Origin of the sequence: Streptomyces sp. NPDC093094, from assembly GCF_044754345.1 — a bacterium.
Taxonomy (GTDB): domain Bacteria; phylum Actinomycetota; class Actinomycetes; order Streptomycetales; family Streptomycetaceae; genus Streptomyces.
The window spans coordinates 168,053-191,521 of the sequence record NZ_JBIVOX010000007.1 but is presented as its reverse complement, the minus strand read 5'-3'; the positions used below and the strand labels follow the sequence as shown (position 1 = coordinate 191,521).

Here is a 23,469-nt window from a genome sequence, read left to right as displayed (position 1 = left end):
GCGCGGGATCACGGCATCGAGCCCCCCGTGGCGTCCAGCCAGTGCCCCGTCACCCAGCGGCCGTCGTCCGAGACGAGGAAGGCGACCGCGTCGGCGATGTCCGCCGGAGTGCCGACCCCGCCCAGCGCCGAGAACGCGGCGGCGCCCTGCCGGGCCTCGTCGCTCGCCCGCAGCCATCCCGCGTTGACGTCGGTGTCGACGATGCCGGGCGCGACGGAGTTCACGGTGATCCCGCGCGGTCCGAGCAGCTTCGCGAGGTCCCGGGTCAGGACGTCGAGCGCCGCCTTGGTCATGGAGTACGCCATCACCTGCGGCATCAGGGCCGTGCGGGAGAGGCCGGAGGAGACGTTCACGATCCGTCCGCCGTCCCTCAGTCTTGTCAGGCCCTGCTGGACGAGGAAGTGCGGTGCCTTCACATTGACCGCGAAGAGCCGGTCGAACTCCTCCTCGTCGATCTCCCCGAAGGGCCGGGCCGTCCCGATCCCGGCGTTGTTCACCAGGATGTCGAGTCCGTCCGCGTGCCGGTCGAACTCCTCCCACAGGGCCGCCGCGTCCCGGGGCCGGCCCAGCTCGGCGCCGATCGCGAACGCCGAGCCGCCGGCCGCCTCGATCGCCGTGACCGTCTCCTTCGCGGCTGTCTCGTTGCTGCCGTAGTGCACGGCGACCCGTGCTCCGTCGCGCGCCAGGCGCTCGGCCACACCCCGTCCGATCCCCCTGCTCGCCCCCGTGACGAGCGCCGTCCTGCCCGCGAGCACGCCCATGAGCGCGCCCCCCTTCCGCATGCCGGGATGACCGCCGCTTTTTTGCTAGCGATCGATACAGAAAAACCGTACAACAGGCCGCCCGCATTTCTCTAGCCAGCGCTATAAAATGCGCCCCATGGAGAACAAGAGGCCCCGCGGCCGCCCCCGCTCCTTCGACCGGGAGACCGCGCTGGAGAAGGCGATCCTGGCGTTCTGGGAGCACGGCTACGAGGCCACGTCCGTCTCCGACCTCACCCGCAGCATGGGCATCGGCGCCCCCAGCCTCTACGCGGCCTTCGGCGACAAACAGGCCCTGTTCGCCGAGGTGGTGCAGGAGTACGGCGCCCGCTACGGGGCGTTCCCCGCGCGCGCCCTCGCCGAGGAGCCCACCGCCCGGGCCGGCGTCGAGCGGGTTCTGCGGGAGGCCGCCGTCGAGTTCACGGCCCCCGGCCGCCCCCACGGCTGCCTCGTCATCCACGCGGCGATCAACTGCACCACCCCCGAGGTGGAACGGTCCCTGCGGGACCGGCGCAACGCCAACATCGCGGCCATCGACAGCCGTATCGCCGCCGGCGTCGCCGAGGGGGAGCTGCCCGGCGGCACGGACACCGCCGCGCTGGCCCGGTACACCGGCGCGGTGTTCCAGGGCATGTCCCAACAGGCGCGCGACGGCGCAAGCCGGGAGGAACTGGAGGCGCTCGCGGAAATTGCCATGTCCATCTGGCCCCGCACCTGACGCGGGCGGGTTAGGCTTCCTGTCGCCGAAAACAAACACGCTCCCACGCATGGACACACCTAATGGTCTAGTCCACAATGCGTAGGGGAATCGTGCAAGAAACAGACAAGCCTCCGTCTTCCCCGCACAGGAAGACGGAACGAGGAACCGGCGCTCTCTGCCCTGACTGCCCCGGATCCTCACCTTCGGCCGACGGGACCGCACACCCCCCGGCCGTTGCTGCTCCGGGCTGCGGTGCCGGGAGGGTTGAGGGTCCCTCCCAGGCGCCGCGGCCCGCGGGTGTTTCCGGGGCCGCGCAGGGCGGCCGTACGGAGGAGCGGCGGCACCGCGCATTTCAACGCCGTACAAACCGCCAGGTACGCTCGCAGACGTGCCCTCCATGAACGAACTGGTCCGCCAGCACACCGCCCTCGACGACTCCGACCTGGAGTGGCTCCATCTGCTGGTCTCGGAGTGGCAGCTGCTCTCCGACCTCTCCTTCGCCGACCTCGTCCTGTGGGTCCCCACCAGCGACGGCACCCGCTATGTCTCCGTCGCCCAGATGCGGCCCAACACCGGCCCCACCTCCTACCAGGACGACATGGTCGGCCACCTCGTCCCGCGCGGCCGCCGCCCGCTCCTGGACGCAGCCCTCGACGAGGGCCGGATCGTGCGCGAGGGCGACCCCGAGTGGCGCGAGGAGGTCCCCGTGCGGGTGGAGTCGATCCCCGTACGACGCGAGGGGCGCGTGCTCGGCGTCATCGCCCGCAACACCAACCTGCTCACCGTGCGCACCCCGAGCCGGCTGGAGCTGACCTACCTCCAGTCCGCCTCCGACCTCGCGCAGATGATCGCGGCCGGTTCGTTCCCGTTCCCCGACCAGCAGGTCGACATGGACGCCTCGCCCCGTGTGGGCGACGGTCTGATCCGGCTGGACGCCGACGGCGTCGTCCAGTACGCCTCCCCGAACGCGCTGTCCGCCTACCACCGGCTCGGCCTCGCCTCCGACCTGGTCGGCCAGCACCTGGGGCAGACCACCGCCGAACTCGCCCCGTCCCGGGGCCCGGTGGACGAGGCCCTCGCCAAGGTCGCCAGCGGCTGGGCGCCGCGCGAGTTCGAGATCGAGACCGGCGACGGGGTCATCCAGCTGCGGGCGATCCCGCTCAAGCCCAAGGGCACCCGCATCGGCTCGCTCGTCCTCCTCCGGGACGTCACCGAACTTCGCCGACGTGAACGCGAGTTGATCACCAAGGACGCGACCATCCGGGAGATCCACCACCGGGTGAAGAACAACCTCCAGACGGTCGCCGCGCTGCTGCGTCTCCAGGCCCGGCGCATCGAGTCCGAGCGCGGCCGCGCGGCGCTGGAGGAGGCCGTCCGCAGGGTCGGCTCGATCGCCATCGTGCACGAGACGCTGTCCCAGAACCTGGACGAGCGGGTGGAGTTCGACGAGATCGCCGACCGTGTCCTCGCGATGGTCGCGGAGATCTCGCCCGGCAAGGTCACCGGACGGCGCACCGGCCGCTTCGGCATCCTCGACGCCGAGGTCGCCACGCCGCTGTCGATGGTGCTCACCGAGGTGCTGCAGAACGCCCTGGAGCACGGCTTCCGCGAGGGCGACACCGGCACGGTCGAGGTCTCGGCGGTCCGCGGCGGCACGACGAAGGAGGGCCGGCTCCTGGTCACCGTCCAGGACGACGGTGTCGGTCTGCCGCCCGGCTTCGACGCGCGCACCGCGGGCAACCTGGGTCTGCAGATCGTACGGACTCTGGTGGAAGGCGAGTTGGGCGGCAGCTTCGACATGGTGCCGGCGCCGGAGCGCGGCTGCCAGGTGATCCTGGACATCCCGGTGCGCGCGCAGAAGTAGCGCGCCCGGGGACCCCGGGGTCCCGAAGGGCTCCGGGGCTTTTCGGGCGCCGGGGGGCGGGTGCCCGGGGACAGCAAAGAGCCCCGGACCATCCAGTGGTCCGAGGCTCGTGCTCGCTGCTGCTCATGTTCTCAAGCGCATCGGGGGTACTGCGCGCTGCGTGCTCGGGGGGCGGGAGTTGCGTACTCGCTGTACGCGCCGCCGGCCTCAGGCTGTCAGCAGGGGTGGGTCGTGTCAGGCGGATGCCTGACGAGCCCGGTTGCGGGCGGCGCGGCGCTTCATCGCACGGCGCTCGTCCTCGCTGAGACCACCCCAGACGCCGGAGTCCTGACCGGACTCGAGCGCCCACTGCAGACACTGATCCATAACGGGGCAGCGACGGCAGACGGCCTTGGCTTCCTCGATCTGCAGCAGCGCAGGACCGGTGTTGCCGATGGGGAAGAAGAGCTCGGGGTCTTCCTCGCGGCAAACGGCGTTGTGACGCCAGTCCATGGCTGCTACCTCTCCTTGGTATTACGTGCAGGTTGCTTGTGAATGTGAACGCTTTCACGAATCCCTCAACAAGGGAAGGGCCGACTGCCAGGTTCCTGGCGTGGTCCTTGGTTCGAAGAGGGGTTCCGGTGATCTGTGCTAGCCGGTGTTGCGGGCTGTCCCGATCGCCACGTAGAGACTCGCAAACCTCAGCGGCGGATACAACCCCTTCCGGAAAGTTTTTTTTGATTCCTCGGTGTCGACTAGGTCACAGCCGTACTTCCATGGGGTGGATCCTGGCCTAAACGTTCGAGTGAAAGGACTTTGGCCTCTTCTGCTCACACAATCACACGCAGTGCACGGCGTACGCCTGTGAACGTCACGCTGGTACGCAGCCCGAGGTGGTCACCGTCCATCTGCAGAGGCAGTGGGACCTTCGAATGCAAGGTGAACTCGCTCAGATCGTGCAGTGATGCAGCGTGTTTTCCATGAGGTCCGCGGTCGGGGGACGAAGTGAGCAACTGGGTGGCATACCGGGCAACCGCGGCCGTGGAAAGGCGGCTGAGACCGAGCACGTCGAGACCGGTGTCGAACGATGCCTTGGGAGAGGCATACACCGGACGATTGCCCAGATAGGTCCACGGGGCGGTGTTGCAGACTATGGACAGCACCAGATCGGTCACCGGTTCCAGGTCCGGTGCCTCCAGCGTGATCGTGCCGTGTCTGCGGTGCGGCTCTCCCAGGAACTGACGCAGGGCCTGGCGGATGTAGAGCGCGTGCGTCGACTTCCTGCCGCGCTCACGGTGCTGTTCGACCCGGCCGACCACGCCCGCGTCGAAACCGAGGCCCGCGTTGAAGGTGAACCAGCGGGACGGCACGGCCTCGTCGTCGGTGCCGGGCGTGCCCGAGGTCAGGCCGAGTCCGACCGTGCGTTCGCTGCCCTCGCGCAGGGCGTCCAGCAGGGCGCCGGTGGCCTCGACGGCGTCGTTGGGCAGGCCCAGGGCGCGGGCGAAGACATTGGTGGAGCCGCCCGGGACCACCGCGAGGCCCGGCAGGCGGTCCGGGTCGGGGCCGGCGTGCAGCAGTCCGTTCACGACCTCGTTGACCGTGCCGTCGCCGCCGAGCGCGACCACCATGTCGATGTCGTCGCTCTCCGCCGCCTGCCGGCCCAGGTCGCGGGCATGCCCGCGGTACTCGGTGGTGACCGCCTCCAGCTTCATCTCGCTGGCGAGCGCGTGGATCAGCACATCGCGCGTACGTGCGCTTGTGGTGGTTGCTGCCGGATTGACCACGAGAAGTGCACGCATGCGTTGCACACTACCTACTGGGTGGTACCGATCCCAGAGCGAGGCGGGGATCAGATCAGACAAACGGGCGTGAACCTCGCCACGACCGTCCGCGGCGGCCCTCCGAGGGGAGACGCCCGTCTCCCGGGCCGGGCGGGACCCGGGGCTACTCTTCTGGGGTGAGCAGCGAGCAGAACCCCAGCAGCGTCGATGTGACCGGCCCCCGCCCGCGACGGCTGACGTACGCCGCCGTTCTCGCCGCGCTGGAAGGGCTCGCGCTGGTGACCGGCGGTGTCTGGATCCTCGTGCGCGGGCTGACCGGCGCCCCCGACGACCGGCAGCAGGCCGTCACCGGCGGCGTCACCCTGATCGCCCTCGCGCTGCTTCCGCTGCTCGCCGCCCGCGGCCTGCTCGCCCGGCGCGGCTGGAGCCGGGGCCCCGCGATCATCACGCAGATCATCGCCCTGCCGGTCGCCTACAACCTGCTCCAGGCGGACAGCCTCGCCATCCCGGCCGGTATCGCCCTCGCGGCCGTCGCGGTGACGGCCCTGGTCCTGCTGGTGAACGGCGAGACCACCCGGGCGCTGGGCATCCGCGGCCCGGGCCGCGCGGAGTAGTCGCACGAAGGGGGGCCGGCCCGCGGCCCCCTCCCGCGCGGCCGGGTCACTCCTCCACGAGGAGCTTCTCCCGGAGCTGGGCCAGGGTGCGGGCCAGAAGACGGGAGACGTGCATCTGGGAGATGCCGACCTCCTGGGCGATCTGCGACTGTGTCATGTTCCCGAAGAAGCGCAGCAGCAGGATCCGCTTCTCGCGGGGCGGCAGATCCTCCAGGAGCGGCTTCAGGGACTCGCGGTACTCGACGCCCTCCAGCGCCTCGTCCTCCGCGCCCAGCGTGTCCGCGACCGCCGGGGACTCGTCGTCGGTGTCGGGGACGTCCAGCGACAGCGTGGAGTACGCGTTGGCGGACTCCAGGCCCTCCAGGACCTCCTCCTCCGAGATCGCCAGCTTCTCGGCGAGCTCGTGCACCGTGGGGGAGCGGCCGTGCTGCTGGGACAGCTCCGCCGTGGCCGTCGTCAGGGCCAGCCGCAGCTCCTGGAGACGGCGTGGGACGCGGACCGCCCAGCCTTTGTCGCGGAAGTGCCGCTTGATCTCGCCGACGACCGTCGGGGTGGCGTAGGTGGAGAACTCCACGCCGCGGTCCGGGTCGAACCGGTCGACCGACTTGATCAGGCCGATGGTGGCGACCTGGGTGAGGTCGTCGAGCGGCTCGCCGCGGTTGCGGAAGCGGCGGGCGAGGTGCTCGACGAGCGGCAGATGCATGCGCACCAGCCGATTGCGCAGCTCCGCGTACTCGGGGCTGCCGTCCGGCAGCTCGCGCAGCTCCAGGAACAGGGCACGCGCCCCGTTGCGGTCCTGCGCGTCGTGGCGTGTGCCGTGCGTGGCCGGTGAGGCCGGCCCGTCGCCCTCGGAATTCCGCTCGTGCTCGCTCATCGTCCCGCCCGTCGCCCTTCTCCGAGCTCTTGCCTCTCGGACCGGGCGGACCCCGTCGTGCCCTTCCGGAGGCGTGCCCCTGCCGGCCCCGGCAGCCTCGCCCTGCCGCCCGTCGGCCGGGCCGACGGTCTCCGGGGAACGGTCCTCCGGATGCGGCCGGGCCTGCTCAGGGATGCCGTCGATGCCGTCGGCCGTGCGCCGCGAACCGTCCGGACCGGGCTGTCCGGCCCGGCCGAGGCCCTCGGCCCCGGCCGAGAAGGAGCTGCCCCCGTCCTCGGCCCGCAGTCCCTGTGTGCCGCGCTCTTCGTCCCGCACCGGCCCGTCCCCGTCCTTCACGCCGGCCCGGGTCCCGCGCCGCGCTGTTTGTAGAGGCTGATCGAAACGGTTCTGTCCTCGTCCACCGCGGAGGAGACCTTGCCCGCCAGTGCGGACAGCACGGTCCAGGCGAAGGTGTCCCGCGAGGGGGCGTGGCCGTCGGTGGTCGGCGCGGAGACGGTGACCTCCAGCGAGTCGTCGACGAGCCGGAAGACACAGCTGAGCACGGAGCCGGGCACGGCCTGCTGGAGCAGGATCGCGCATGCCTCGTCCACCGCGATGCGCAGGTCCTCGATCTCGTCGAGGGTGAAGTCCAAACGGGCCGCGAGGCCGGCCGTGGCCGTCCGCAGCACCGACAGGTAGGCACCCGCGGCCGGCAGCCGGACTTCCACGAAGTCCTGGGTAGCGGGCTCGCCTGCGATCTGGGACACCCTCACCTCCAAGGTGGTACAAGCTGTTCGGGGCCGGGGGTCGCCCCCCGGGGTAACGCGATGTGTGGTTCAGCGGTGACGCTATCGCGCTCTCGACCGTACCTGCCCCGGGACCCCGACCCCCTGGCGTCACTCACAGTAAACCTGTGGATACGCTCCGTGTCTAGAGGTTCTGCGGGCCCAAATGGGAAGAGCGCGCGCCGGGTTGACGTACCCAGACGTCAGAGAGTCGAACCGTCCAGGTCCAGGGTCACACGAGACACCTCGCTCCCCGCCCGGAGTCACACGAGTACATGGTCCACGAAGCACCAGCGCCAGTCCTCGCCCGGCTCGAAGGTGCGCATCACCGGATGCCCCGACTCCTTGTAATGACTGGTGGCGTGTCGGCCCTGTGAGGAGTCGCAGCAGCCGATGTGGCCACAGGTGAGGCAGAGCCGCAGCTGAACCGGGTGCGTGCCGGCCGCGGCGCACTCCTGGCAGGTCTCGCTCAACGGGCCGGGTTCCGGGAGCGGCAGCGCGTCGGCATGCGTGCACTGTTTCATGATTGCCAGGTTACGACGGGCGTGCGCATGGCCGCGCGGAAAAGAGGGCGGGCGAGACATGGATGTGATGCCACTGCTGTTGCTGGTCGCGGGAAGCGCGGCCGTGGCCGGTGCCGCGCGCCGCAGCCCCGTGCCGGCGCCGCTGCTGCTGGTCGCCGCGGGACTGATGGTGTCGTACGTCCCGGGGGTGCCCGACTACCACCTCGATCCGCATGTGGTGCTGCCGTTGGTGCTGCCCCCGCTGCTGTACACCGCGGCCGTCGACAGCTCCTATCTCGACCTGCGGGCGCAACTGAGGCCCGTGGCGCTGCTGTCGGTGGGCTACGTGCTGTTCGCGACCTTCGCGGTCGGCTGGGCGGCGTACCTGCTCGTCCCCGACCTGCCGCTGACCGCGGCGCTGGTGCTGGGCGCGGTGGTGGCACCGCCGGACGCCGTCGCGGCCACGGCGGTCGCCCGCCGGGTGGGACTGCCGTCCCGGATCACCACGATCCTCCAGGGCGAGTCCCTGGTGAACGACGCCACCGCGATCACCGCCTACCGGGTGGCCGTCGCGGCCGCCGTCGGCGAGGGCGCGAGCTGGGCCGGGGGAGTGGGCGAGTTCCTGCTCGCCGCGCTCGGCGGCATCGGCATCGGCCTGCTGCTGATGGTGCCGATCCACTGGCTGCGCACCCACCTCAAGGAGGCGCTGCTGCAGAACACCCTGTCGCTGCTGATCCCGTTCGTCGCCTACGGCGTCGCCGAGCAGGTGCACGCCTCCGGCGTCCTCGCCGTCGTGGTCGTCGCGCTCTACCTGGGGCACCGTGCGTGGGAGGTCGACTTCGCCACCCGGCTCCAGGAGGACGCGGTGTGGAAGATGGTCGCCTTCGTGCTGGAGTCGGCGGTCTTCGCGCTCATCGGCCTGCAGCTGCCGGTCGTCCTGCGCGGCCTCGGGGAGTACGAGGGGGTCGACGCGGCCTGGTACGCGGTGGCCGTCTTCCTGGTCGTGGTCGCCACCCGGTTCGTATGGGTGTATCCGGCGACCTTCCTGCCCCGGATGCTGTCCGCGCGGATCCGCAAACGCGAGGAGAACCCCACCTGGAAGGGCGCGTTCGTCATCTCCTGGGCCGGTATGCGCGGCGTGGTCTCGCTGGCCATCGCCTTCTCCATCCCGGTGACCATGGAGGGCGACGAACCCTTCCCGGGCCGCAACCTGATCCTCTTCCTCACCTTCACGACCGTGATCGCCACCCTCGTGATCCAGGGCCTCACCCTGCCCCCGCTGATCCGTCTGCTCCAGCTGCCCGGACGTGACGTGCAGGCGGAGACGCTCGCCGAGGCCAACGCCCAGGCGCAGGCGTCCCGGGCTGCCGAGCAGTGCCTGGACGAGCTGCTGTCCGACGAGCGCAACGCCCTGCCCGGGCCGCTGGCGGACCGTCTGCGCACGGTCCTGGAGCGCCGCCGCAACTCCGTGTGGGAACGCCTCGGGCAGGCCAACCCGGTCACCGGGGAGACCGTCGACGACACCTACCGCCGGCTGTCCCGCGAGATGATCGGCGCCGAGCGCGAGGTCTTCGTCAGGCTGCGCGACATGCGCTACATCGACGACGAGATGCTCCGCACCCTGCTGCGCAGGCTCGACCTGGAGGAGGCGGCGGCCTACCGCGAGACGACGTGAGCGCGGGACCGGTCCGGCGAGCCCCCAGGGCCTGTCCGACCGTTCCCCTCTGCCGCGCGACGCCGTGCACGCGCTCTCGCTGCACCGGCCCCGGACCCGGGTACGCCCGGTACGAGGGCCTGGGGCCGGCACGCCGAGAGCACGCACCTGACGGCGCGTGGCCGCCCTTCGGGCGACGACGCGAATCGTCGGACAGCCCCTAGGCGAACGGGCGGCCGGTGATCACGGCCGCGAGGGCCGTACCGGGCGCGAAGGCGCCCTCCTCGGCCAGGGTCACCAGCCCGTGGAGCAGCTTGGCGACGTAGATCCGTTCCACCGGCAGCCCGTGGCGGTCCTCGAAGTCCTCCGCGAACGCGTGCAGTTCGGGGGGCGTGCGGGCGTAGCCGCCGAAGTGGAAGCGGTCGGCGAGGTGCCAGTCGCCGCGCGGACCGCCGAAGGCCCGCCGCTGGAGCGACCGTACGTCCGCCTCCAGGAAGCCGCCCTTGAGGACGGGGACGCCGAGGGCCCGCTGGCCGCGGTCCAGACCCGCGGCCAGACCGGCCAGGGTGCCGCCCGTGCCGCAGGCGACGGCGACCGTGTCCGCCCGTCCGCGCAGCTCCTCCCCGAGCGCCGCGCAGCCGCGCACCGCGGCCTCGTTGCTGCCGCCCTCCGGGACGACGTACGCCTCCTCGGCGTGCGCCGCGCGCAGGATCGCCGTGAGGGCGGCGGGATCGGTCTTGCGGCGGTACGTCTCCCTGTCGACGAAGTGCAGCCGCATGCCGTCGGCGGCGCACCGGAGCAGCGAGGGATTGAGCGGCCGGTCCGCCAGCTCCTGGCCGCGGACCACGCCGACGGTGGGCACGCCGAGGAGGCGGCCCGCCGCGGCGGTGGCCCGCAGATGGTTGGAGTACGCGCCACCGAACGTGACGAGCGGACGTCCGGCCGCCGCCGCGAGATTGGGCGCCAGCTTGCGCCACTTGTTGCCGATCAGGTCCGGGTGGATCAGGTCGTCCCGCTTGAGGAGCAGCCGTACACCACGCCGGCCGAACCGGTCGTCCTCGACCTCGTGCAGCGGCGAGGGGAGGCGGGGCTGAAGGGCGTCCATGCTGGTCACGGCACCCATTGTCGAACAACGTCCGGGCGCGTCGGATCCGTCCACCGCGTCCGCCGCGCGCAGGGCCCGGCGTCGCGGGCGCGAAAACGGAGGCCGTATGTGTGCCCAGGACCGCCGTGATCCATTCCCGCTCTTTCGTGTAATAGCACGACCACGCTGTGTGATGGAAGGCTTCACGCGAGATCGGTGCCCCATGCGACCGTTGCCGGGGCAGGACCGGGAGGGCAGTTTTTTATGTCGGTAGGCGAAGAGGTCCGCACGGAGCAGGGCAAGCCGCAGCAGAGTCTCGGCACCGCGGCTGCGCGGAACCTGGCCACCACCACCAAGTCCGTCCCGCAGATGCAGGAGATCAGCTCCCGCTGGCTGCTGCGCACTCTGCCGTGGGTGGACGTCCAGGGCGGCACGTACCGGGTGAACCGGCGGCTCACCTACGCCGTCGGAGACGGACGTGTCACCTTCGTGAAGACCGGCGACCGGGTCGAGGTCATCCCGGCGGAGCTGTGCGAGCTGCCGGCCCTGCGCTCGTACGAGGACGACGAGGTGCTCGCGGAGCTGGCCCAGCGCTGCCGTCAGCGCGAGTACGCGGCGGGCGAGGTGATCGCCTCCTTCGGCAGCCGGACCGACGAGGTCCATCTGCTGGCGCACGGCCGGGCCGAGCGGGTCGGCGAGGGCCCCTACGGCGACGACGCGGTGCTCGGAGTCCTCGCCGACGGCGCCTACTTCGGCGAGGCCGCGCTGCTGGACGCGGACGCCATCTGGGAGAACACCGTCCGCGCGGTCACCGCCTGCACCGTGCTGACCCTCGCCCGTCAGGACGTCGAGCAGATCGCCGAGCGCGCGGAGTCCCTGCGCGAGCATCTCCAGGAGCAGCGTGCCGTCCCGAACCAGCGCACCAACAAGTACGGCGAGAAGGCCGTCGACCTCGCCGCCGGCCACTCCGGCGAGCCGGACATCCCGCACACCTTCGTCGACTACGAGGCCCGGCCCCGCGAGTACGAACTGAGCATCGCCCAGACCGTGCTGCGCATCCACTCACGGGTGGCCGACCTCTACAACCAGCCGATGAACCAGACCGAGCAGCAGCTGCGGCTCACGGTCGAGGCGCTCAAGGAGCGCCAGGAGCACGAGCTGGTCAACAACCGTGAGTTCGGCCTGCTGACCAACTGCGAGTACGACCAGCGGATCCAGCCGCACGACGGTGTGCCCGGCCCGGACGACATGGACGAGCTGCTCAGCAGGCGGCGCGGCACCAAGCTGTTCCTGGCGCACCCGCGCGCGATCGCCGCGTTCGGACGTGAGCTCAACAAGCGGGGCCTCGTGCCGGAGACGATCGACGTCGGCGGCAACCGCATCCCCACGTGGCGCGGTGTGCCGATCTACCCCTGCAACAAGATCCCGGTCACCGAGGCCCGGACCACGTCGATCATCGCCATGCGTACCGGTGAGCAGGAGCAGGGCGTGATCGGCCTGCGTCAGTCCGGGATCCCGGAGGAGATCGAGCCGAGCCTGTCCGTGCGGTTCATGGGCATCAACGAACAGGCGATCATCAAGTACCTGGTGACGGCCTACTACTCGGCCGCCGTCCTGGTGCCCGACGCGCTCGGCGTGCTGGAGAACGTCGAGATCGGCCGCTGGCGGTGACCCCTCCTTCCCGGCCGGCCGTGTGCGCCCGCCCCACCGGGCGGGCGCACCGCCCCGGGCGCACCCGCCCGGCCGCGCGGCCGGGGTCCGTGGCGGCCGCCTTCCACCGGGGCAGCGCATGACCGAGTTCATGACGGGCACCAGACAGCGCCTCGCCGCGGCGAGGCGCGGCGGGGACCGGCGGGTGCCCGTCACGGCCCGGCCGGAGAACACCGCGGACGTGCCCGCGGGGAACGACACCGACGGGGCGCAGGCCCCGTCGGACGGGCCCGTGTCCGGCACGGCCCCGTCGGCGGACGTCCTCACGGCCCCGTCGGCGGGCGGCCCCGCGGCTCCCGCGGCGGACGGGTCCGCCGTCCTCGCCGCGCAGGACCTCGCCGCCGGCTGCCCGGGCACGGGTGACGGGCAGGAGGCGGTCGTGATCCTGGAGCGGGTGCGGACGGCGGTCGACCCGGCGCTGCGGTCCGCCCTGGAGTCGCTGCCCGGTGCGATGAGACGGGTCTCGCTGTACCACTTCGGCTGGGAGCACGAGGACGGCACCCCGGCCGCCGGGAACTCCGGCAAGGCGATCCGCCCGGCGCTCGTGCTCACCGCGGCCGCCGCGCTCGGCGGGCCGAGGGCGCGCACGGCGGCGGTGCGGGCGGCGGCGGCCGTGGAACTGGTCCACAACTTCACGCTGCTGCACGACGACGTGATGGACCGCGACACGACCCGCCGGCACCGGCCCACCGCGTGGACGGTGTTCGGCGACGCCGGCGCGATCCTCGCGGGGGACGCCATGCAGGCGCTCGCCCTGCGGCTCCTCGCGGAGGATCCGCACCCGGCGTCCGCGGCGGCCGCTTCCCGGCTCGCGGCCTGTGTCATCGAGCTGTGCGAGGGCCAGCAGGTGGACACGGCCATGGAACGCCGCCCTCCCACCGAGGTCGGACTCGACGAGGTCCTCGTCATGGCGGAGGCCAAGACGGGCGCGCTGCTGGGCTGCGCGTGCGCGCTCGGCGCGCTGTACGCGGGCGCGTCGCCGGACGACGTCGAGGCGCTGGACGCGTTCGGCCGTGAGGCCGGGCTCGCCTTCCAGCTCATCGACGACGTCATCGGCATCTGGGGCGACCCCGGACACACCGGCAAGCCGGCCCGCGCGGATCTCGCCGCCCGCAAGAAGTCGCTGCCGGTGGTCGCCGCGCTCACCTCCGGTACGCCGGCCGCGGCCGAACTGGCGGCCCTGTACGAAGTCCCGTACGACCAGGAGGACCTGGAGCGCACGGCCCTGGCCGTGGAGCGGGCCGGGGGCCGCGACTGGGCGCAGGCGCAGGCGGCCGACCGGATGTCCCGGGCGATGTCCGAACTGGCCCGCGCGATACCCGATCCGGAGACGGCCGGAGGACTGCTCTCCCTGGCGGAGTTCGTCACCCGCCGCACCAGCTGAGGCGGGCCGGCCGCCGACGGCCCCCTCTCCCCGGAGCCCCCGGACGCCCGTGCGGTCCTGACGCAGCACGGCGCCCGGGGGCTCCGGCCGACACCGGTGGCCGCGGTCGGTGTCCCGCCCCGCCGCCGGTCCCGCTACCCTCAACCCCCGGACGATCAAGGCCGGTTGAGAGGTGCGGGCATGGGCGTGGGCATACGGGTGGCGGGGCGGGGCGACCGTGACGAGGTCGTGCGGCTGCTGGACCGGGCCTTCCAGGACGACCCGGTGAGCCGCTGGGTGTTCCCGGGCGACGACCACCGCCGGGCGACGCACCCCCGGCTGATGGCGGCGTTCACCGACATCGTGCTGGCGGACGGACGGATCGACCTCACCGAGGACGGCGCGGCCTGCGCCCTGTGGCTGTCCGTCCCGGCGGACCCCCACGGCAGCGGCGGGACGGACACGGATGCGGATGCGGACGAAGCCGGCGACGACGGGTTCGCGCAGATGCGTGAGGCCGTCGACCCGGCCAATGAGCGGGTCGAGCTGATCGGCCGGCTGACCGCCGGGATCCACCCCTCGGACCGTGCGCACGCGTATCTGTGGATGATCGGCGTCGACCCCGCCCGCCAGGGCCGCGGTCTCGGCACCGCGCTCGTCCGGCACGTCCTGGACCGCTGTGACCGCGAGGGCCTGCCCGCCTATCTGGAGGCGAGCAACGCCCGCAGCCGTGCGCTGTACGAGCGGCTGGGTTTCGAGACCGCGGGGCGGCCGCTGGAGCTGCCGGACGGCCCGCCGATGTGGCCGATGTGGCGTGATCCGCGGAGCTGAACCTTCCGCCCGGTGGGCGGATTCATGTCTGTCACTTGCGGCGGGACCGCTTGCCTTCTTGAAACCACTTCAAGTGAAGTACTATAACTGTGGATGTCATCACGGCGCCTCATGGAAAGAGACCGGCTTGCGCAAGCTCACGTACTTCGTCGCCTGCTCCCTCGACGGGTTCATCGGGGACCCGTCCGGCGACGCGTCGGCGATGTTCGCCTACCTCGACGAGGAGTTCATCGGCTACCTCGCGGCGGAGCACCCCGACACCCTGTCCGCCCCCGGCCGCAAGGCACTCGGCATCGACGGCCTGCCCCTGAAGCGGTTCGACACCGTCCTCCAGGGCCGCGCCAGCTACGAGGTGGGTCTGCGGGAGGGCGTCACCAGCCCCTACGCCCACCTGCGCGAGTACGTCGCCTCGCGCAGCATCACGGAGTCGCCCGACCCCCATGTCGAGATCGTCTCCGGTGACCTCGTCGCCAAGGTCCGCGAACTGAAGGCGGAGGACAGTCCTTTCGACATCTACCTGTGCGGCGGCTCCACGGTCGCGGGCGAACTGCTCGACGAGATCGACGAGCTGGTCGTCAAGACGTACCCGATGGTCTACGGCAGCGGCATGCCGATGTTCGCCGCGGAGGTCTCCCTCACGGAGTTCACCCTCGGCGAGGTGCGCACGTTCGGCAACGGCGCCCTGGTGCGGACGTACCGCAGGAAGCGCTGACGCCGGCCGGGGCCGCCGGGCGCAGCGGGAAGCGCCGGGCTCCCACCCGCCCTACCCTGAAGACATGGGCAGCGAAGAACCCGTCTGTCCCGACTGCGGACAGCGCGTCGACACGGTCGTGCGGCGTCACAAGACGCTGGGCGCATGGGTCCCGAAGTGGGAACCCGGCCCCTGCCGGAACCCGGACTGCGAGGCGTCCGACGCGTACGGCGTCGTCCGCCGGCCGCCCGGACCGGAACCAGCCGACGGACAGCAGGACGCCCCCGAGCCGCAGTCCGGACAGCCCGCCGCGGAACAGTCCTGAACCTGTCGCCGAGCATCCCCGGACGGCTCCGGCGCCCCCCGCGAGAGCCGCCCGCCGGGGGCCCGGCCGAAGGAGCGGACGACGAAGCACCTGGTCAGGGTGCTGACGACCGCACGGGCGCCCTCGACGGTGATCTCACCGGGAGCGGTGAGCCGGCCGACGGGCAGGGCCGCCGCCCGGACACCGCACGCGCACCTCCCGGAGCGCGCCGAGGAAGCGGCGGCCGCCCGCGCGGCCCGCGCGGCCCGCGAGCCGGCGGCCGCGAAGACCCCGAGCCTGCCCGGGCGGCGTCATGTGCGGCAGCGCGCGGCCCGTCCGAAGGGCTAGCGTGGGCCCATGCCCGAACAGCCGTCCGTCCTGCACATCACCGAGCGCTCCCTGTGGGACGCGGCCCGCGAACGCGGCGCCTACACGATGTCCACCCGCGGCCGCACCCTGGAGGAGGAGGGGTTCGTCCACTGCTCGACCCGCGAACAGCTCCCGAAGGTGGCGGCCTTCCTGTACGGCTCCTACGACGGCCCCGGCGAACTGGTCGTCCTCGTGATCGATCCGGCCCGTCTGGACGTGCCGCTGAAGTACGAGGCTCCCGAGCCCGGCGCGGAGGAGTTCCCGCACGTGTACGGCCCGATCCCGGTGGACGCGGTCGTCGCCGTGGAGCCGTGGGCGTGACGCGACGACGCCTCTGGCGCGGGACGGTTCTCGTCCGGGCCGTCACCGTCGCCGTCGGCGGCGCGCTGACGCTGTGGCTCGACGACGCGGCCGAGCCGCCGCGCGCCCGCCGGGAGGAGAACAGCACCCCGGCGCCGCTGCCGAGCACGGAGCAGGACGCGTACGAGGGCTGCCCGGCCGCCGGGCATCCGACGACCGTCGCCTGCGCCTGCGCCTGCGCCGTCGCCTGCGCCTGCGCCTACGGCACCGGCCGCCAGCGGCCCGGCAGGCCGCCCGTCTCCGGGTCCCGGCCGGTCAGGCAGTACGTGCCGCCCGCCGGGTCGCGCATGACCGTCCAGTGGGGGCCCTGCGCCACCGTCCGCGCGCCCAGCAGTTCGTGCCGCTCGCGGGTCGCGTCGATGTCCGCGCAGGCGAGGTCGAGATGCGCGGAGACGGGCCGTTCGGTGTCCAGGCGCTGGAGCAGCAGCCGCAGCGGCAGACCGGCCGGCGGCTTCAGGACGTGGAACTCCGGCCGTGAACCGGGCAGCGACTCCCAGCCGGGCAGCAGGGCGCTCCAGAAGGCGGTCTCGGCCTCGAAGGCGGAGGGCGGGACGTCCAGGCAGAGCTGGTCCAGCCGGCTCCCGAGCACCACGGGCGGCCGCACCCGCTCTCCCTGCCAGGGGACCACGCAGAACAACTGGCCGCAGGGGGAGCGCAGCACGGCCCATCCGTCGTGCTCGGCGACGGCCTCGGCCCCCAGCCGCCGGGCCCGCCCGGTGAACCCGTCGACGTCCTCGACGGCGAAGTCGGGATGCGCCCCGCCGGGCCCGTCCGCGACCCCCTGGATCTTCACGCACGGATCGGCGCCGCGCGGCAGCAGCGTCGTGAACTCTCGGTCGTCGCCGCGCAGTTCCGACAGCCCGGTGTCGGTCACCGCGGTCCAGAACACGCACGCGCGGTCGAAGGAGGCGGCGGGCCGGTCGGCGAACGCGTAGGTCCAGCGGATGTCCATGCCGATGATCGTAGGTGTGAAGTCCCCGCGGGCCGCGCGGATTTCAGTCCGCGGTCCGCTGCAGGAAGCGCAGCATGTTCCCCGCCGGGTCGCGGAACGCGCAGTCGCGCACCCCGTACGGCTGGTCCGTGGGCTCCTGGACGACATCGGCGCCCGCCTCGCGCACCCGGTCGAACAGGGCGTCGCAGTCGGAGGTGGTGAAGTTGACCCCGCGCAGCAGGCCCTTGGCCAGCAGCACGGCCATCGCCTCCTTGTCGGAGGGGGAGGCGTCGGGGTCCGCGGCCGGGGGCTCCAGGACGATCTCCACGTCCGGCTGGAGCGGCGGGCTGAGCGTCACCCAGCGCATGCCCTCGAAACCGATGTCGTTCGTGACCACCAGACCGAGCACGTCCCGGTAGAAGATCAGCGCCTTGTCGTGGTCGTCGACGGCGACGAAACACTGCCTGAGTCTGAGATCCATGCCCCCACGCTAGGGCGGCGGGCGGGCTCATGCACGACGCGGTCGCGTGTACTTCCGTGCCACGCACGGCGGGACGGCCGCGCCGTCCTCGTGCGGACGCGCCCGGTAGGCGCTCGGTGTCTCGCCGACGAGCCGGGTGAAGCGGGCGCTGAAGGAACCCAGCGAGGTGCAGCCCACCGCCATGCACACCTCGGTCACACTGAGGTCGCCGCGCCGCAGCAGCGCCTTGGCCCGCTCCACGCGGCGGGTCATCAGATAGCCGTACGGCGTCTCCCCGTACGTCTCCCGGAAGCTGCGCTGGAAGTGCCCGGGCGACATCAGCGCGGTCGCCGCGAGCGCGGTGACGTCCAGCGGCTCGGCGTACTCACGGTCCATCCGGTCCCGCGCCCTGCGCAGCCGCACCAGATCGTCCCTGTTCACGTCCACAGCATGCCACGCCCCGCCCGGACCCCGGCGGGCCCCGCGCCCGGGAACGGCTCGGGGGCCCGGCCTGTGTGTGGCCGGGCCCCCGAGGCGAGGCGGAGGACCCGCGGTGGTGCACCGACCGCCGGTCCCGAGGGGGATCTCCCCCGTCAGGCCTTCTTGGTCTCCCAGAAGATCTTGTCGATCTGGGCGATGTAGTCCAGGGCCTTCTGGCCGGTCGCCGGGTCGGTGGACGCCTTGGCGGCCGAGAGGGCCTTCAGGGCGTCGTTGACCAGCTGGTGCAGCTCCGGGTACTTCTCGAAGTGCGGGGGCTTGAAGTAGTCGCTCCACAGCACCGACACGTGGTGCTTCGCGAGCTCGGCGCGCTGCTCCTTGATGACCGTGGCACGCGCCTGGAAGTGCGGGTCGTCGTTGGCGGCCATCTTGTCCTGGACGGCCTTCACCGACTCCGCCTCGATGCGGGCCTGGGCCGGGTCGTACACGCCGCAGGGCAGGTCGCAGTGCGCGCTGACCTTGACCGTGGGGGCAAACAGGCGGGAAAGCATGGAGCGTTCCTTCCTCGTGATCGTCTTCTCAGGTGGGACATTACTCCCTGAGGGACGGGTTTTCGCGAGTGCCCCCGTGGGCTTAGGACAAAAGTCCGGGGTGAGACTGGGACTGGTGGAGGATGAAACCGGGGAGGTGCCGGGTGAGGCCGGAGCTGTCGCAGGAGACCGAGCGCAGGGGCGGACTGCTGCCCTTCGGGGCGGCCGAGGTGACCGGGCCGTCGATGGTGCCCACGCTGTACCACGGCGACCGGCTCGTCGTGCACTACGGCGCCCGGATCAGGATCGGTGACGTCGTCGTCCTGCGTCATCCCTTCCAGCAGGACCTGCTGGTCGTCAAACGGGCCGCTGAGCGCCGCGAGAGCGGCTGGTGGGTGCTGGGCGACAACGCCCGCGCGGGGGGCGACAGCACCGACTACGGCACCGTGCCCGAGGAGCTCGTCCTCGGCCGGGTCCGCTTCCGTTTCCGGCCCCGCACGCCGGATCAGAGCGGACCGCTCGCCGCGCTCCGGTGGGCGCTGTCCGCGGCGCGGCCGGTGCTGTCGGCCCGTTCGGCCTCCTGGCGTTTGCGGGCGCGGTAGGCGGCGACGTTCGCGCGCGTGGCGCAGCGGTCGGAGCAGTAGCGCCGGGAGCGGTTGGTCGAGGTGTCGAGGAAGACGTTGCGGCACGGGGCCGCCTCGCACAGTCCCAGCCGGTCGACGCCGTACTCGGTGAGGTGGAAGGCCAGACCCATCGCGGCGATGGCGGCGTAGCCCGCGGTCGCGTTCGAGGGGTGATCGGCCAGATGCATGTGCCACAGCGGACGGCCGTCGTCGTCGCGGTGGTCGTGGCCGGAGATCTGCGGGCTGACGGGGAACTCCAGCAGCAGCGAGTTCAGCAGGTCCACCGCGAGCGTCTCGTCGCCCTGGTCGGCGGCCTCGAACACCGCCCGCAGCCGGGCCCGGACCGAGCGGAACCGTGTCACGTCCGCCTCGGTGGCACGCCGGGCCGCGGTCTGGTTGGCGCCGAACAGCTCACGGACGGCCTCGACCGAGGTCAGTGTGTCCGTGCCCCGGGCCGGTTCCTCGCTGTTGACGAGGCGCACGGCGTAATCCGAGTAATAGGCCAGTTCCACTTGTAGTCCTTACGAGGGCGATCTGTCGTCGTGGGCGTACGGTCGGGTAACAGCTGATCGTGCATCCAGGGTATTACGTGACCTGCGTGGACGGAGGGCTTCGACGACGGACACCGGCACCGCCGCGGCCGGAGCGGACCGGCCGGCCCGGCAGCGGAGCCGGGACCGCCGGCAGGAGTGGTACATGCCCGACCGCGAGGAACGCTTCCGCATCATGCTCGACATGGCCGAGGCCCTCGTCGGTTCCACGCCGCGCGTCCTCGGCCTCGCCTGCGGCACCGGCACCGTCACCGCCCGCCTCCTGGCCCGTCCTCCCGGCGCGACCAGCACCGGCGTCGACCTCGACCCGGCGCTCCTCGCCGTCGCCGGAGGCACCTTCGCGGACGACGGCCGCGTCACCCTGGTCGCCGCCGACCTGAAGGACCCCGGCTGGACGGCGAGGCTGCCGCACGACTCCTACGACGTCGTCCTCACGGCCACCGCCCTGCACCGGCTGCACAGCGAGCCGCTCGCCACCCTCCACGGGCAGCTCGCGGGGCTCGTCCGCGAGGGCGGGATCTTCATGAACGCGGACCGCATGACCGACGGCACCACCCCCCGGATCAACGCCGACGAGCGCGCCCTGCGCCACGCCCGCACGGACCGGGCCCGGGCCGACGGCGCCCTGGACCGGGCCCGGTGGTGGCGGCTCGCCGCACAGGACCCCGTCCTCGCCGGGCCCGCCGCCCGCCGCTTCGAGATCCACGGCGAGCACGCCGAGGGCGACACGCCCTCCGCCGCCTGGCACGCGCGCGTGCTGCGCGAGAAGGGATTCGCCGAGGTCAGGCCGGTGTGGTGCCCGCCCTCGGACACGCTGCTGCTCGCGCTGCGGTGGACACCTGCACACACGCGAGGGGCGGTACGGGAGTCCCGTACCGCCCCTCGTCGCCGCTGTGTCAGAGAACCTTGGACAGGAACGCCTGGGTGCGCTCGTGCTGCGGGTTCGTCAGGACCTCGCGCGGGTTGCCGGACTCGACGACCACACCGCCGTCCATGAAGACGAGGCTGTCGCCCACCTCGCGGGCGAAGCCCATCTCGTGGGTGACGACGACCATCGTCATGCCGGACTCGGCCAGGTCGCGCATGACGTCGAGGACGTCACCGACCAGCTCCGGGTCCAGGGCCGAGGTCGGCTCGTCGAACAGCATCAGCTTGGGCTCCATGGCGAGGGCCCGGGCGATGGCGACGCGCTGCTGCTGGCCGCCGGAGAGCTGCGAGGGGTAGTTCCCGGCCTTGTCGGCCAGGCCCACGCGCTCCAGCAGCTGCCGGGCGCGCTCCCGGGCCTGCGCCTTGCTCTGGCCCTTGACCTGGACCGGAGCCTCCATGACGTTGTCGAGCGCCGTCATGTGCGGGAACAGGTTGAACCGCTGGAACACCATGCCGATGTCCCGGCGCTTGCGGGCGACCTCGCTGTCCTTCAGCTCGTAGAGCTTGTCGCCCTTCTGCCGGTAGCCGACCAGGTCGCCGTCGACGTACAGCCGGCCGGCGTTGATCTTCTCCAGGTGGTTGATGCACCGCAGGAAGGTCGACTTGCCCGAGCCGGAGGGGCCGATGAGGCAGAAGACCTCACCCTGCTTGACCTCCAGATCGATGCCCTTGAGGACCTCGATCTGGCCGTAGTTCTTGTGGACGCCCTCGGCCTTGACCATGGAGACGCTGGAGTGCGCCACGGACGCGTCCGTCTTGCTGAGCTTGTCGGTCATGCCGTCGCCCCCTTACGGCCGGAGATCTTCGCCCGGAGCTTCTGCAGCGGCGTGGGCGGCAGCTGACGGGTGGCGCCGCGGGCGTAGTAGCGCTCGATGTAGTACTGGCCGACGCTCAGGATCGAGGTCAGGATCAGGTACCAGGCGGCGGCGAGGAACAGCATCTCGACCGGCGCGCCGGAGGTCTGGCCGATGTCCTGGGTCACGCGGAAGAGTTCGGTGTACTGGATCACCGAGACCAGCGAGGTCGTCTTCAGCATGTTGATGACTTCGTTGCCCGTCGGCGGCACGATCACGCGCATCGCCTGCGGGATGACGATCCGGCGCAGCGTCTTGGCGTGGCTCAGGCCGAGCGCGTGGGCGGCCTCGGTCTGGCCCTCGTCGACGGCCAGCAGACCGGCACGGCAGATCTCCGCCATGTACGCGGCCTCGTTGAGGCCGAGGCCCAGCAGCGCCGTCAGGAACGGGGTCATGAAGTCCGACCACTCGTCCTTGTAGAACGGCCCGAGGTTGATGTACTCGAAGACCAGGCCCAGGTTGAACCAGATGATGAGCTGGACCAGGACCGGCGTGCCGCGGAAGAACCAGATGTAGAACCACGAGATGGACGAGGTCACCGGGTTCTTCGACAGGCGCATCACGGCGAGCAGGATGCCGCCGAAGATGCCGATCGCCATGGAGAGGACCGTGAGGAGGAGCGTCTTGCCGACGCCCTCCAGGACCCGGTCGTCGAAGAAGTAGTCCGGGATCGCACCCCAGTTGATCTTGCCCTGGGAGAACGCGTAGACGATGACGCCCAGCAGGCCGAGCGCCACGACGGCGGAGACGTACCGTCCGTAGTGACGGACCGGGATGGCCTTGATGGCCTCCGGGCCGGCCGGCGGGGTGCCCGCCGGCCCGTCCGTCTTGTCGATGTCAGTCACGGATGTTGCCTTTCAGTGGCCGCGACGCTGCGGTCACTTGCCGCCGTTGATCGTGGCTTCCTTGACGGCGCCCTCCTGGACGCCCCACTTGGAGATGATCTTCTCGTACTCGCCGTTCGCGATGATCGCGTCCAGCGCCGCCTTCAGCGCGTCGCGCAGCTCGGGGTTGTTCTTGGCGACCGCGATGCCGTACGGGGCGGCGTCGACCTGCTCGCCGACCAGCTGGAAGTCGTTGCCGCCGCCGGAGGTCTTCACCGCGTACGCGGCGACCGGGAAGTCGGAGGAGCCGGCGTCCGCGCCGCCGGAGCGCAGACGGGTCTGGGCCTGCTGGTCGTTGTCGAACGCCTCGATGGCGATCGTCTTGCCGCCGGGGCACTTCTTCGCCTCGGCCTTGGCGAGGTCCTCGGAGACCGTGCCGCGCTGCACGACGATCTTCTTGCCGCACAGGTCCGACCAGGTCTTGATGCCCTGGTCGTCACCCTTCTTGGTGTAGATCGAGACACCGGCGGTGAAGTAGTCGACGAAGTCGACGCCCTCGCCGACCTTCTTGCCGGTCTCGGAGTCGATGCCCTCCTGACGGTCCTTGGTGTCCGTCATCGCCGACATGGCCATGTCGTAGCGCTTGGAGCGCAGACCGGTGATCAGGGTGTCGAAGGTGCCGTTCTCGAACTCGAACTTCACGCCGAGCTGCTTGCCCATGGCGTCGGCGAGGTCCGGGTCGATGCCGACCGTCTTGCCGGAGCTGTCCTTGAACTCGACCGGGGCGTAGGCGATGTCCGAACCGACCTTGACGACGCCCTTGTCGCGGATGGCCTGGGGCAGCTTGTCCGCGAGCGGGGCGGTGCTCTTGGAGGCGGTGTCGGTGGTGTCGGAGCCGCTGTCCTTGGTCTGGTCACCGCAGCCGGTGAGAAGCAGGACGCCTGCGACCGCGATCGAGCCGACCGCTGCCAGCCGGGAGCGCGTGGCGGTCGTACGACGGGTGGTGCTTGCGGTCATGGTGGGTTCCTCCGGCGGATGGGTGGAGTTGCCGATGGGTCGACGAGAACACACACCTTCGGGTGTCGCGACCTCGTGTGATTACCGCATCTTGCCATTCGGACTCGT

Annotated in this window: 27 protein-coding genes and 1 pseudogene; 13 read left to right on the top strand and 15 right to left on the bottom strand. The window is 71.5% G+C overall.

Annotation, left to right across the window (positions count from 1 at the left end):
• Positions 1 to 8: 8 nt before the first annotated feature.
• Positions 9 to 761, bottom strand: a complete 753-nt coding sequence (locus ACIQGV_RS16960; protein WP_402495354.1) for an SDR family oxidoreductase — start codon at positions 759 to 761, stop codon at positions 9 to 11.
• 118 nt (positions 762 to 879) lie between these two features.
• Between ACIQGV_RS16960 and ACIQGV_RS16955 the strand changes: the two genes are divergently transcribed.
• Together ACIQGV_RS16955 and ACIQGV_RS16950 are read left to right on the top strand one after the other, a co-directional pair.
• Positions 880 to 1,479, top strand: a complete 600-nt coding sequence (locus ACIQGV_RS16955) for a TetR/AcrR family transcriptional regulator (RefSeq protein ID WP_402495352.1) — start codon at positions 880 to 882, stop codon at positions 1,477 to 1,479.
• A gap of 370 nt (positions 1,480 to 1,849) precedes the next feature.
• A complete protein-coding gene (locus tag ACIQGV_RS16950) occupies positions 1,850 to 3,325 on the top strand; it encodes a sensor histidine kinase (protein ID WP_402495351.1) in 1,476 nt (491 codons plus the stop codon).
• 234 nt (positions 3,326 to 3,559) lie between these two features.
• Here the strand turns inward: ACIQGV_RS16950 and ACIQGV_RS16945 are convergent, their stop codons facing one another.
• Together ACIQGV_RS16945 and ACIQGV_RS16940 are read right to left on the bottom strand one after the other, a co-directional pair.
• Positions 3,560 to 3,817 (bottom strand): WhiB family transcriptional regulator, encoded by a 258-nt coding sequence (locus tag ACIQGV_RS16945; protein WP_006142322.1) that lies wholly within the window; start codon positions 3,815 to 3,817, stop codon positions 3,560 to 3,562.
• Between the two features lie 317 nt (positions 3,818 to 4,134).
• Positions 4,135 to 5,103: a diacylglycerol/lipid kinase family protein gene (locus ACIQGV_RS16940; protein WP_402495348.1), complete on the bottom strand. Its 969-nt coding sequence runs from the start codon at positions 5,101 to 5,103 to the stop codon at positions 4,135 to 4,137.
• Positions 5,104 to 5,261: 158 nt separating this feature from the next.
• Here ACIQGV_RS16940 and ACIQGV_RS16935 point away from each other — a divergent pair, with 158 nt between their 5' ends.
• Complete coding sequence (locus ACIQGV_RS16935; RefSeq protein WP_402495346.1) at positions 5,262 to 5,699, top strand: hypothetical protein; 438 nt, start codon at positions 5,262 to 5,264, stop codon at positions 5,697 to 5,699.
• Positions 5,700 to 5,745: 46 nt separating this feature from the next.
• On the opposite strand, the gene ACIQGV_RS16930 is transcribed toward ACIQGV_RS16935, so the two are convergent.
• From ACIQGV_RS16930 to ACIQGV_RS16920, 3 genes are all read right to left on the bottom strand, one after another.
• The gene (locus ACIQGV_RS16930; protein WP_402495344.1) at positions 5,746 to 6,888 is read right to left on the bottom strand and encodes an RNA polymerase sigma factor SigF; all 1,143 of its coding nucleotides are present in this window, start codon (positions 6,886 to 6,888) and stop codon (positions 5,746 to 5,748) included.
• Between the two features lie 17 nt (positions 6,889 to 6,905).
• A complete protein-coding gene (locus tag ACIQGV_RS16925; protein WP_006136266.1) occupies positions 6,906 to 7,319 on the bottom strand; it encodes an anti-sigma factor in 414 nt (137 codons plus the stop codon).
• Positions 7,320 to 7,600: 281 nt separating this feature from the next.
• Positions 7,601 to 7,861, bottom strand: a complete 261-nt coding sequence (locus ACIQGV_RS16920) for a UBP-type zinc finger domain-containing protein (protein WP_402495342.1) — start codon at positions 7,859 to 7,861, stop codon at positions 7,601 to 7,603.
• Between the two features lie 58 nt (positions 7,862 to 7,919).
• Here ACIQGV_RS16920 and ACIQGV_RS16915 point away from each other — a divergent pair, with 58 nt between their 5' ends.
• Positions 7,920 to 9,515 carry a Na+/H+ antiporter gene (locus ACIQGV_RS16915; protein WP_402495340.1) on the top strand — a complete coding sequence of 532 codons (1,596 nt, stop codon included), beginning with the start codon at positions 7,920 to 7,922 and terminating at the stop codon, positions 9,513 to 9,515.
• Positions 9,516 to 9,714: 199 nt separating this feature from the next.
• On the opposite strand, the gene ACIQGV_RS16910 is transcribed toward ACIQGV_RS16915, so the two are convergent.
• Positions 9,715 to 10,608 (bottom strand): 1-aminocyclopropane-1-carboxylate deaminase/D-cysteine desulfhydrase, encoded by an 894-nt coding sequence (locus ACIQGV_RS16910; protein ID WP_402495337.1) that lies wholly within the window; start codon positions 10,606 to 10,608, stop codon positions 9,715 to 9,717.
• A gap of 234 nt (positions 10,609 to 10,842) precedes the next feature.
• Between ACIQGV_RS16910 and ACIQGV_RS16905 the strand changes: the two genes are divergently transcribed.
• The 7 genes from ACIQGV_RS16905 (at position 10,843) to ACIQGV_RS16875 (ending at position 16,167) form a co-directional block, all read left to right on the top strand.
• Complete coding sequence (locus ACIQGV_RS16905; RefSeq protein ID WP_402495335.1) at positions 10,843 to 12,249, top strand: family 2B encapsulin nanocompartment shell protein; 1,407 nt, start codon at positions 10,843 to 10,845, stop codon at positions 12,247 to 12,249.
• Positions 12,250 to 12,379: 130 nt separating this feature from the next.
• Positions 12,380 to 13,672 (top strand): family 2 encapsulin nanocompartment cargo protein polyprenyl transferase, encoded by a 1,293-nt coding sequence (locus ACIQGV_RS16900; protein ID WP_402495334.1) that lies wholly within the window; start codon positions 12,380 to 12,382, stop codon positions 13,670 to 13,672.
• A 180-nt stretch (positions 13,673 to 13,852) separates the two neighbouring features.
• Entirely contained in the window at positions 13,853 to 14,482 is a 630-nt protein-coding gene (locus ACIQGV_RS16895) for a GNAT family N-acetyltransferase (protein ID WP_402495332.1), read from the top strand.
• A 127-nt stretch (positions 14,483 to 14,609) separates the two neighbouring features.
• Entirely contained in the window at positions 14,610 to 15,194 is a 585-nt protein-coding gene (locus ACIQGV_RS16890; RefSeq protein WP_402495331.1) for a dihydrofolate reductase family protein, read from the top strand.
• 64 nt (positions 15,195 to 15,258) lie between these two features.
• Positions 15,259 to 15,498 (top strand): hypothetical protein, encoded by a 240-nt coding sequence (locus ACIQGV_RS16885; RefSeq protein ID WP_402495328.1) that lies wholly within the window; start codon positions 15,259 to 15,261, stop codon positions 15,496 to 15,498.
• Between the two features lie 147 nt (positions 15,499 to 15,645).
• Complete coding sequence (locus ACIQGV_RS16880; protein ID WP_402495326.1) at positions 15,646 to 15,825, top strand: hypothetical protein; 180 nt, start codon at positions 15,646 to 15,648, stop codon at positions 15,823 to 15,825.
• 9 nt (positions 15,826 to 15,834) lie between these two features.
• Entirely contained in the window at positions 15,835 to 16,167 is a 333-nt protein-coding gene (locus ACIQGV_RS16875; protein WP_402495323.1) for a DUF952 domain-containing protein, read from the top strand.
• A gap of 238 nt (positions 16,168 to 16,405) precedes the next feature.
• On the opposite strand, the gene ACIQGV_RS16870 is transcribed toward ACIQGV_RS16875, so the two are convergent.
• From ACIQGV_RS16870 to sodN, 4 genes are all read right to left on the bottom strand, one after another.
• Positions 16,406 to 17,158, bottom strand: coding sequence for a VOC family protein (locus ACIQGV_RS16870; protein WP_402495320.1), 753 nt, complete (start codon positions 17,156 to 17,158; stop codon positions 16,406 to 16,408).
• Positions 17,159 to 17,201: 43 nt separating this feature from the next.
• Positions 17,202 to 17,618 (bottom strand): VOC family protein, encoded by a 417-nt coding sequence (locus tag ACIQGV_RS16865; protein WP_402495318.1) that lies wholly within the window; start codon positions 17,616 to 17,618, stop codon positions 17,202 to 17,204.
• Between the two features lie 27 nt (positions 17,619 to 17,645).
• Entirely contained in the window at positions 17,646 to 18,038 is a 393-nt protein-coding gene (locus tag ACIQGV_RS16860) for a helix-turn-helix transcriptional regulator (RefSeq protein ID WP_402495317.1), read from the bottom strand.
• A gap of 152 nt (positions 18,039 to 18,190) precedes the next feature.
• The gene (gene sodN / locus ACIQGV_RS16855) at positions 18,191 to 18,586 is read right to left on the bottom strand and encodes a superoxide dismutase, Ni (protein WP_402495313.1); all 396 of its coding nucleotides are present in this window, start codon (positions 18,584 to 18,586) and stop codon (positions 18,191 to 18,193) included.
• Positions 18,587 to 18,729: 143 nt separating this feature from the next.
• On the opposite strand from sodN, the gene sodX reads away from it, so the two are divergent.
• A complete protein-coding gene (sodX, locus tag ACIQGV_RS16850) occupies positions 18,730 to 19,167 on the top strand; it encodes a nickel-type superoxide dismutase maturation protease (protein WP_402495311.1) in 438 nt (145 codons plus the stop codon).
• On the opposite strand, the gene ACIQGV_RS16845 is transcribed toward sodX, so the two are convergent.
• On the bottom strand, positions 19,071 to 19,700 hold the full coding sequence (locus tag ACIQGV_RS16845) for a CGNR zinc finger domain-containing protein (RefSeq protein ID WP_402495310.1): 630 nt from the start codon (positions 19,698 to 19,700) through the stop codon (positions 19,071 to 19,073). The genes sodX and ACIQGV_RS16845 overlap by 97 nt on opposite strands.
• An 82-nt stretch (positions 19,701 to 19,782) precedes the next feature.
• On the opposite strand from ACIQGV_RS16845, the pseudogene ACIQGV_RS16840 reads away from it, so the two are divergent.
• A pseudogene (locus ACIQGV_RS16840) lies at positions 19,783 to 20,571 on the top strand (class I SAM-dependent methyltransferase); the annotation flags it as partial.
• Between the two features lie 64 nt (positions 20,572 to 20,635).
• Here the strand turns inward: ACIQGV_RS16840 and ACIQGV_RS16835 are convergent.
• From ACIQGV_RS16835 to ACIQGV_RS16825, 3 genes are read right to left on the bottom strand one after another with little or no spacing between them, the layout of a single operon-like run.
• Positions 20,636 to 21,442, bottom strand: a complete 807-nt coding sequence (locus tag ACIQGV_RS16835; protein WP_402495309.1) for an amino acid ABC transporter ATP-binding protein — start codon at positions 21,440 to 21,442, stop codon at positions 20,636 to 20,638.
• A complete protein-coding gene (locus tag ACIQGV_RS16830) occupies positions 21,439 to 22,365 on the bottom strand; it encodes an amino acid ABC transporter permease (protein WP_402495306.1) in 927 nt (308 codons plus the stop codon). The genes ACIQGV_RS16835 and ACIQGV_RS16830 overlap by 4 nt, the downstream gene beginning before the upstream one ends.
• Before the next feature lie 33 nt (positions 22,366 to 22,398).
• Positions 22,399 to 23,361 carry an ABC transporter substrate-binding protein gene (locus ACIQGV_RS16825; protein WP_402495304.1) on the bottom strand — a complete coding sequence of 321 codons (963 nt, stop codon included), beginning with the start codon at positions 23,359 to 23,361 and terminating at the stop codon, positions 22,399 to 22,401.
• Positions 23,362 to 23,469 lie beyond the last annotated feature (108 nt).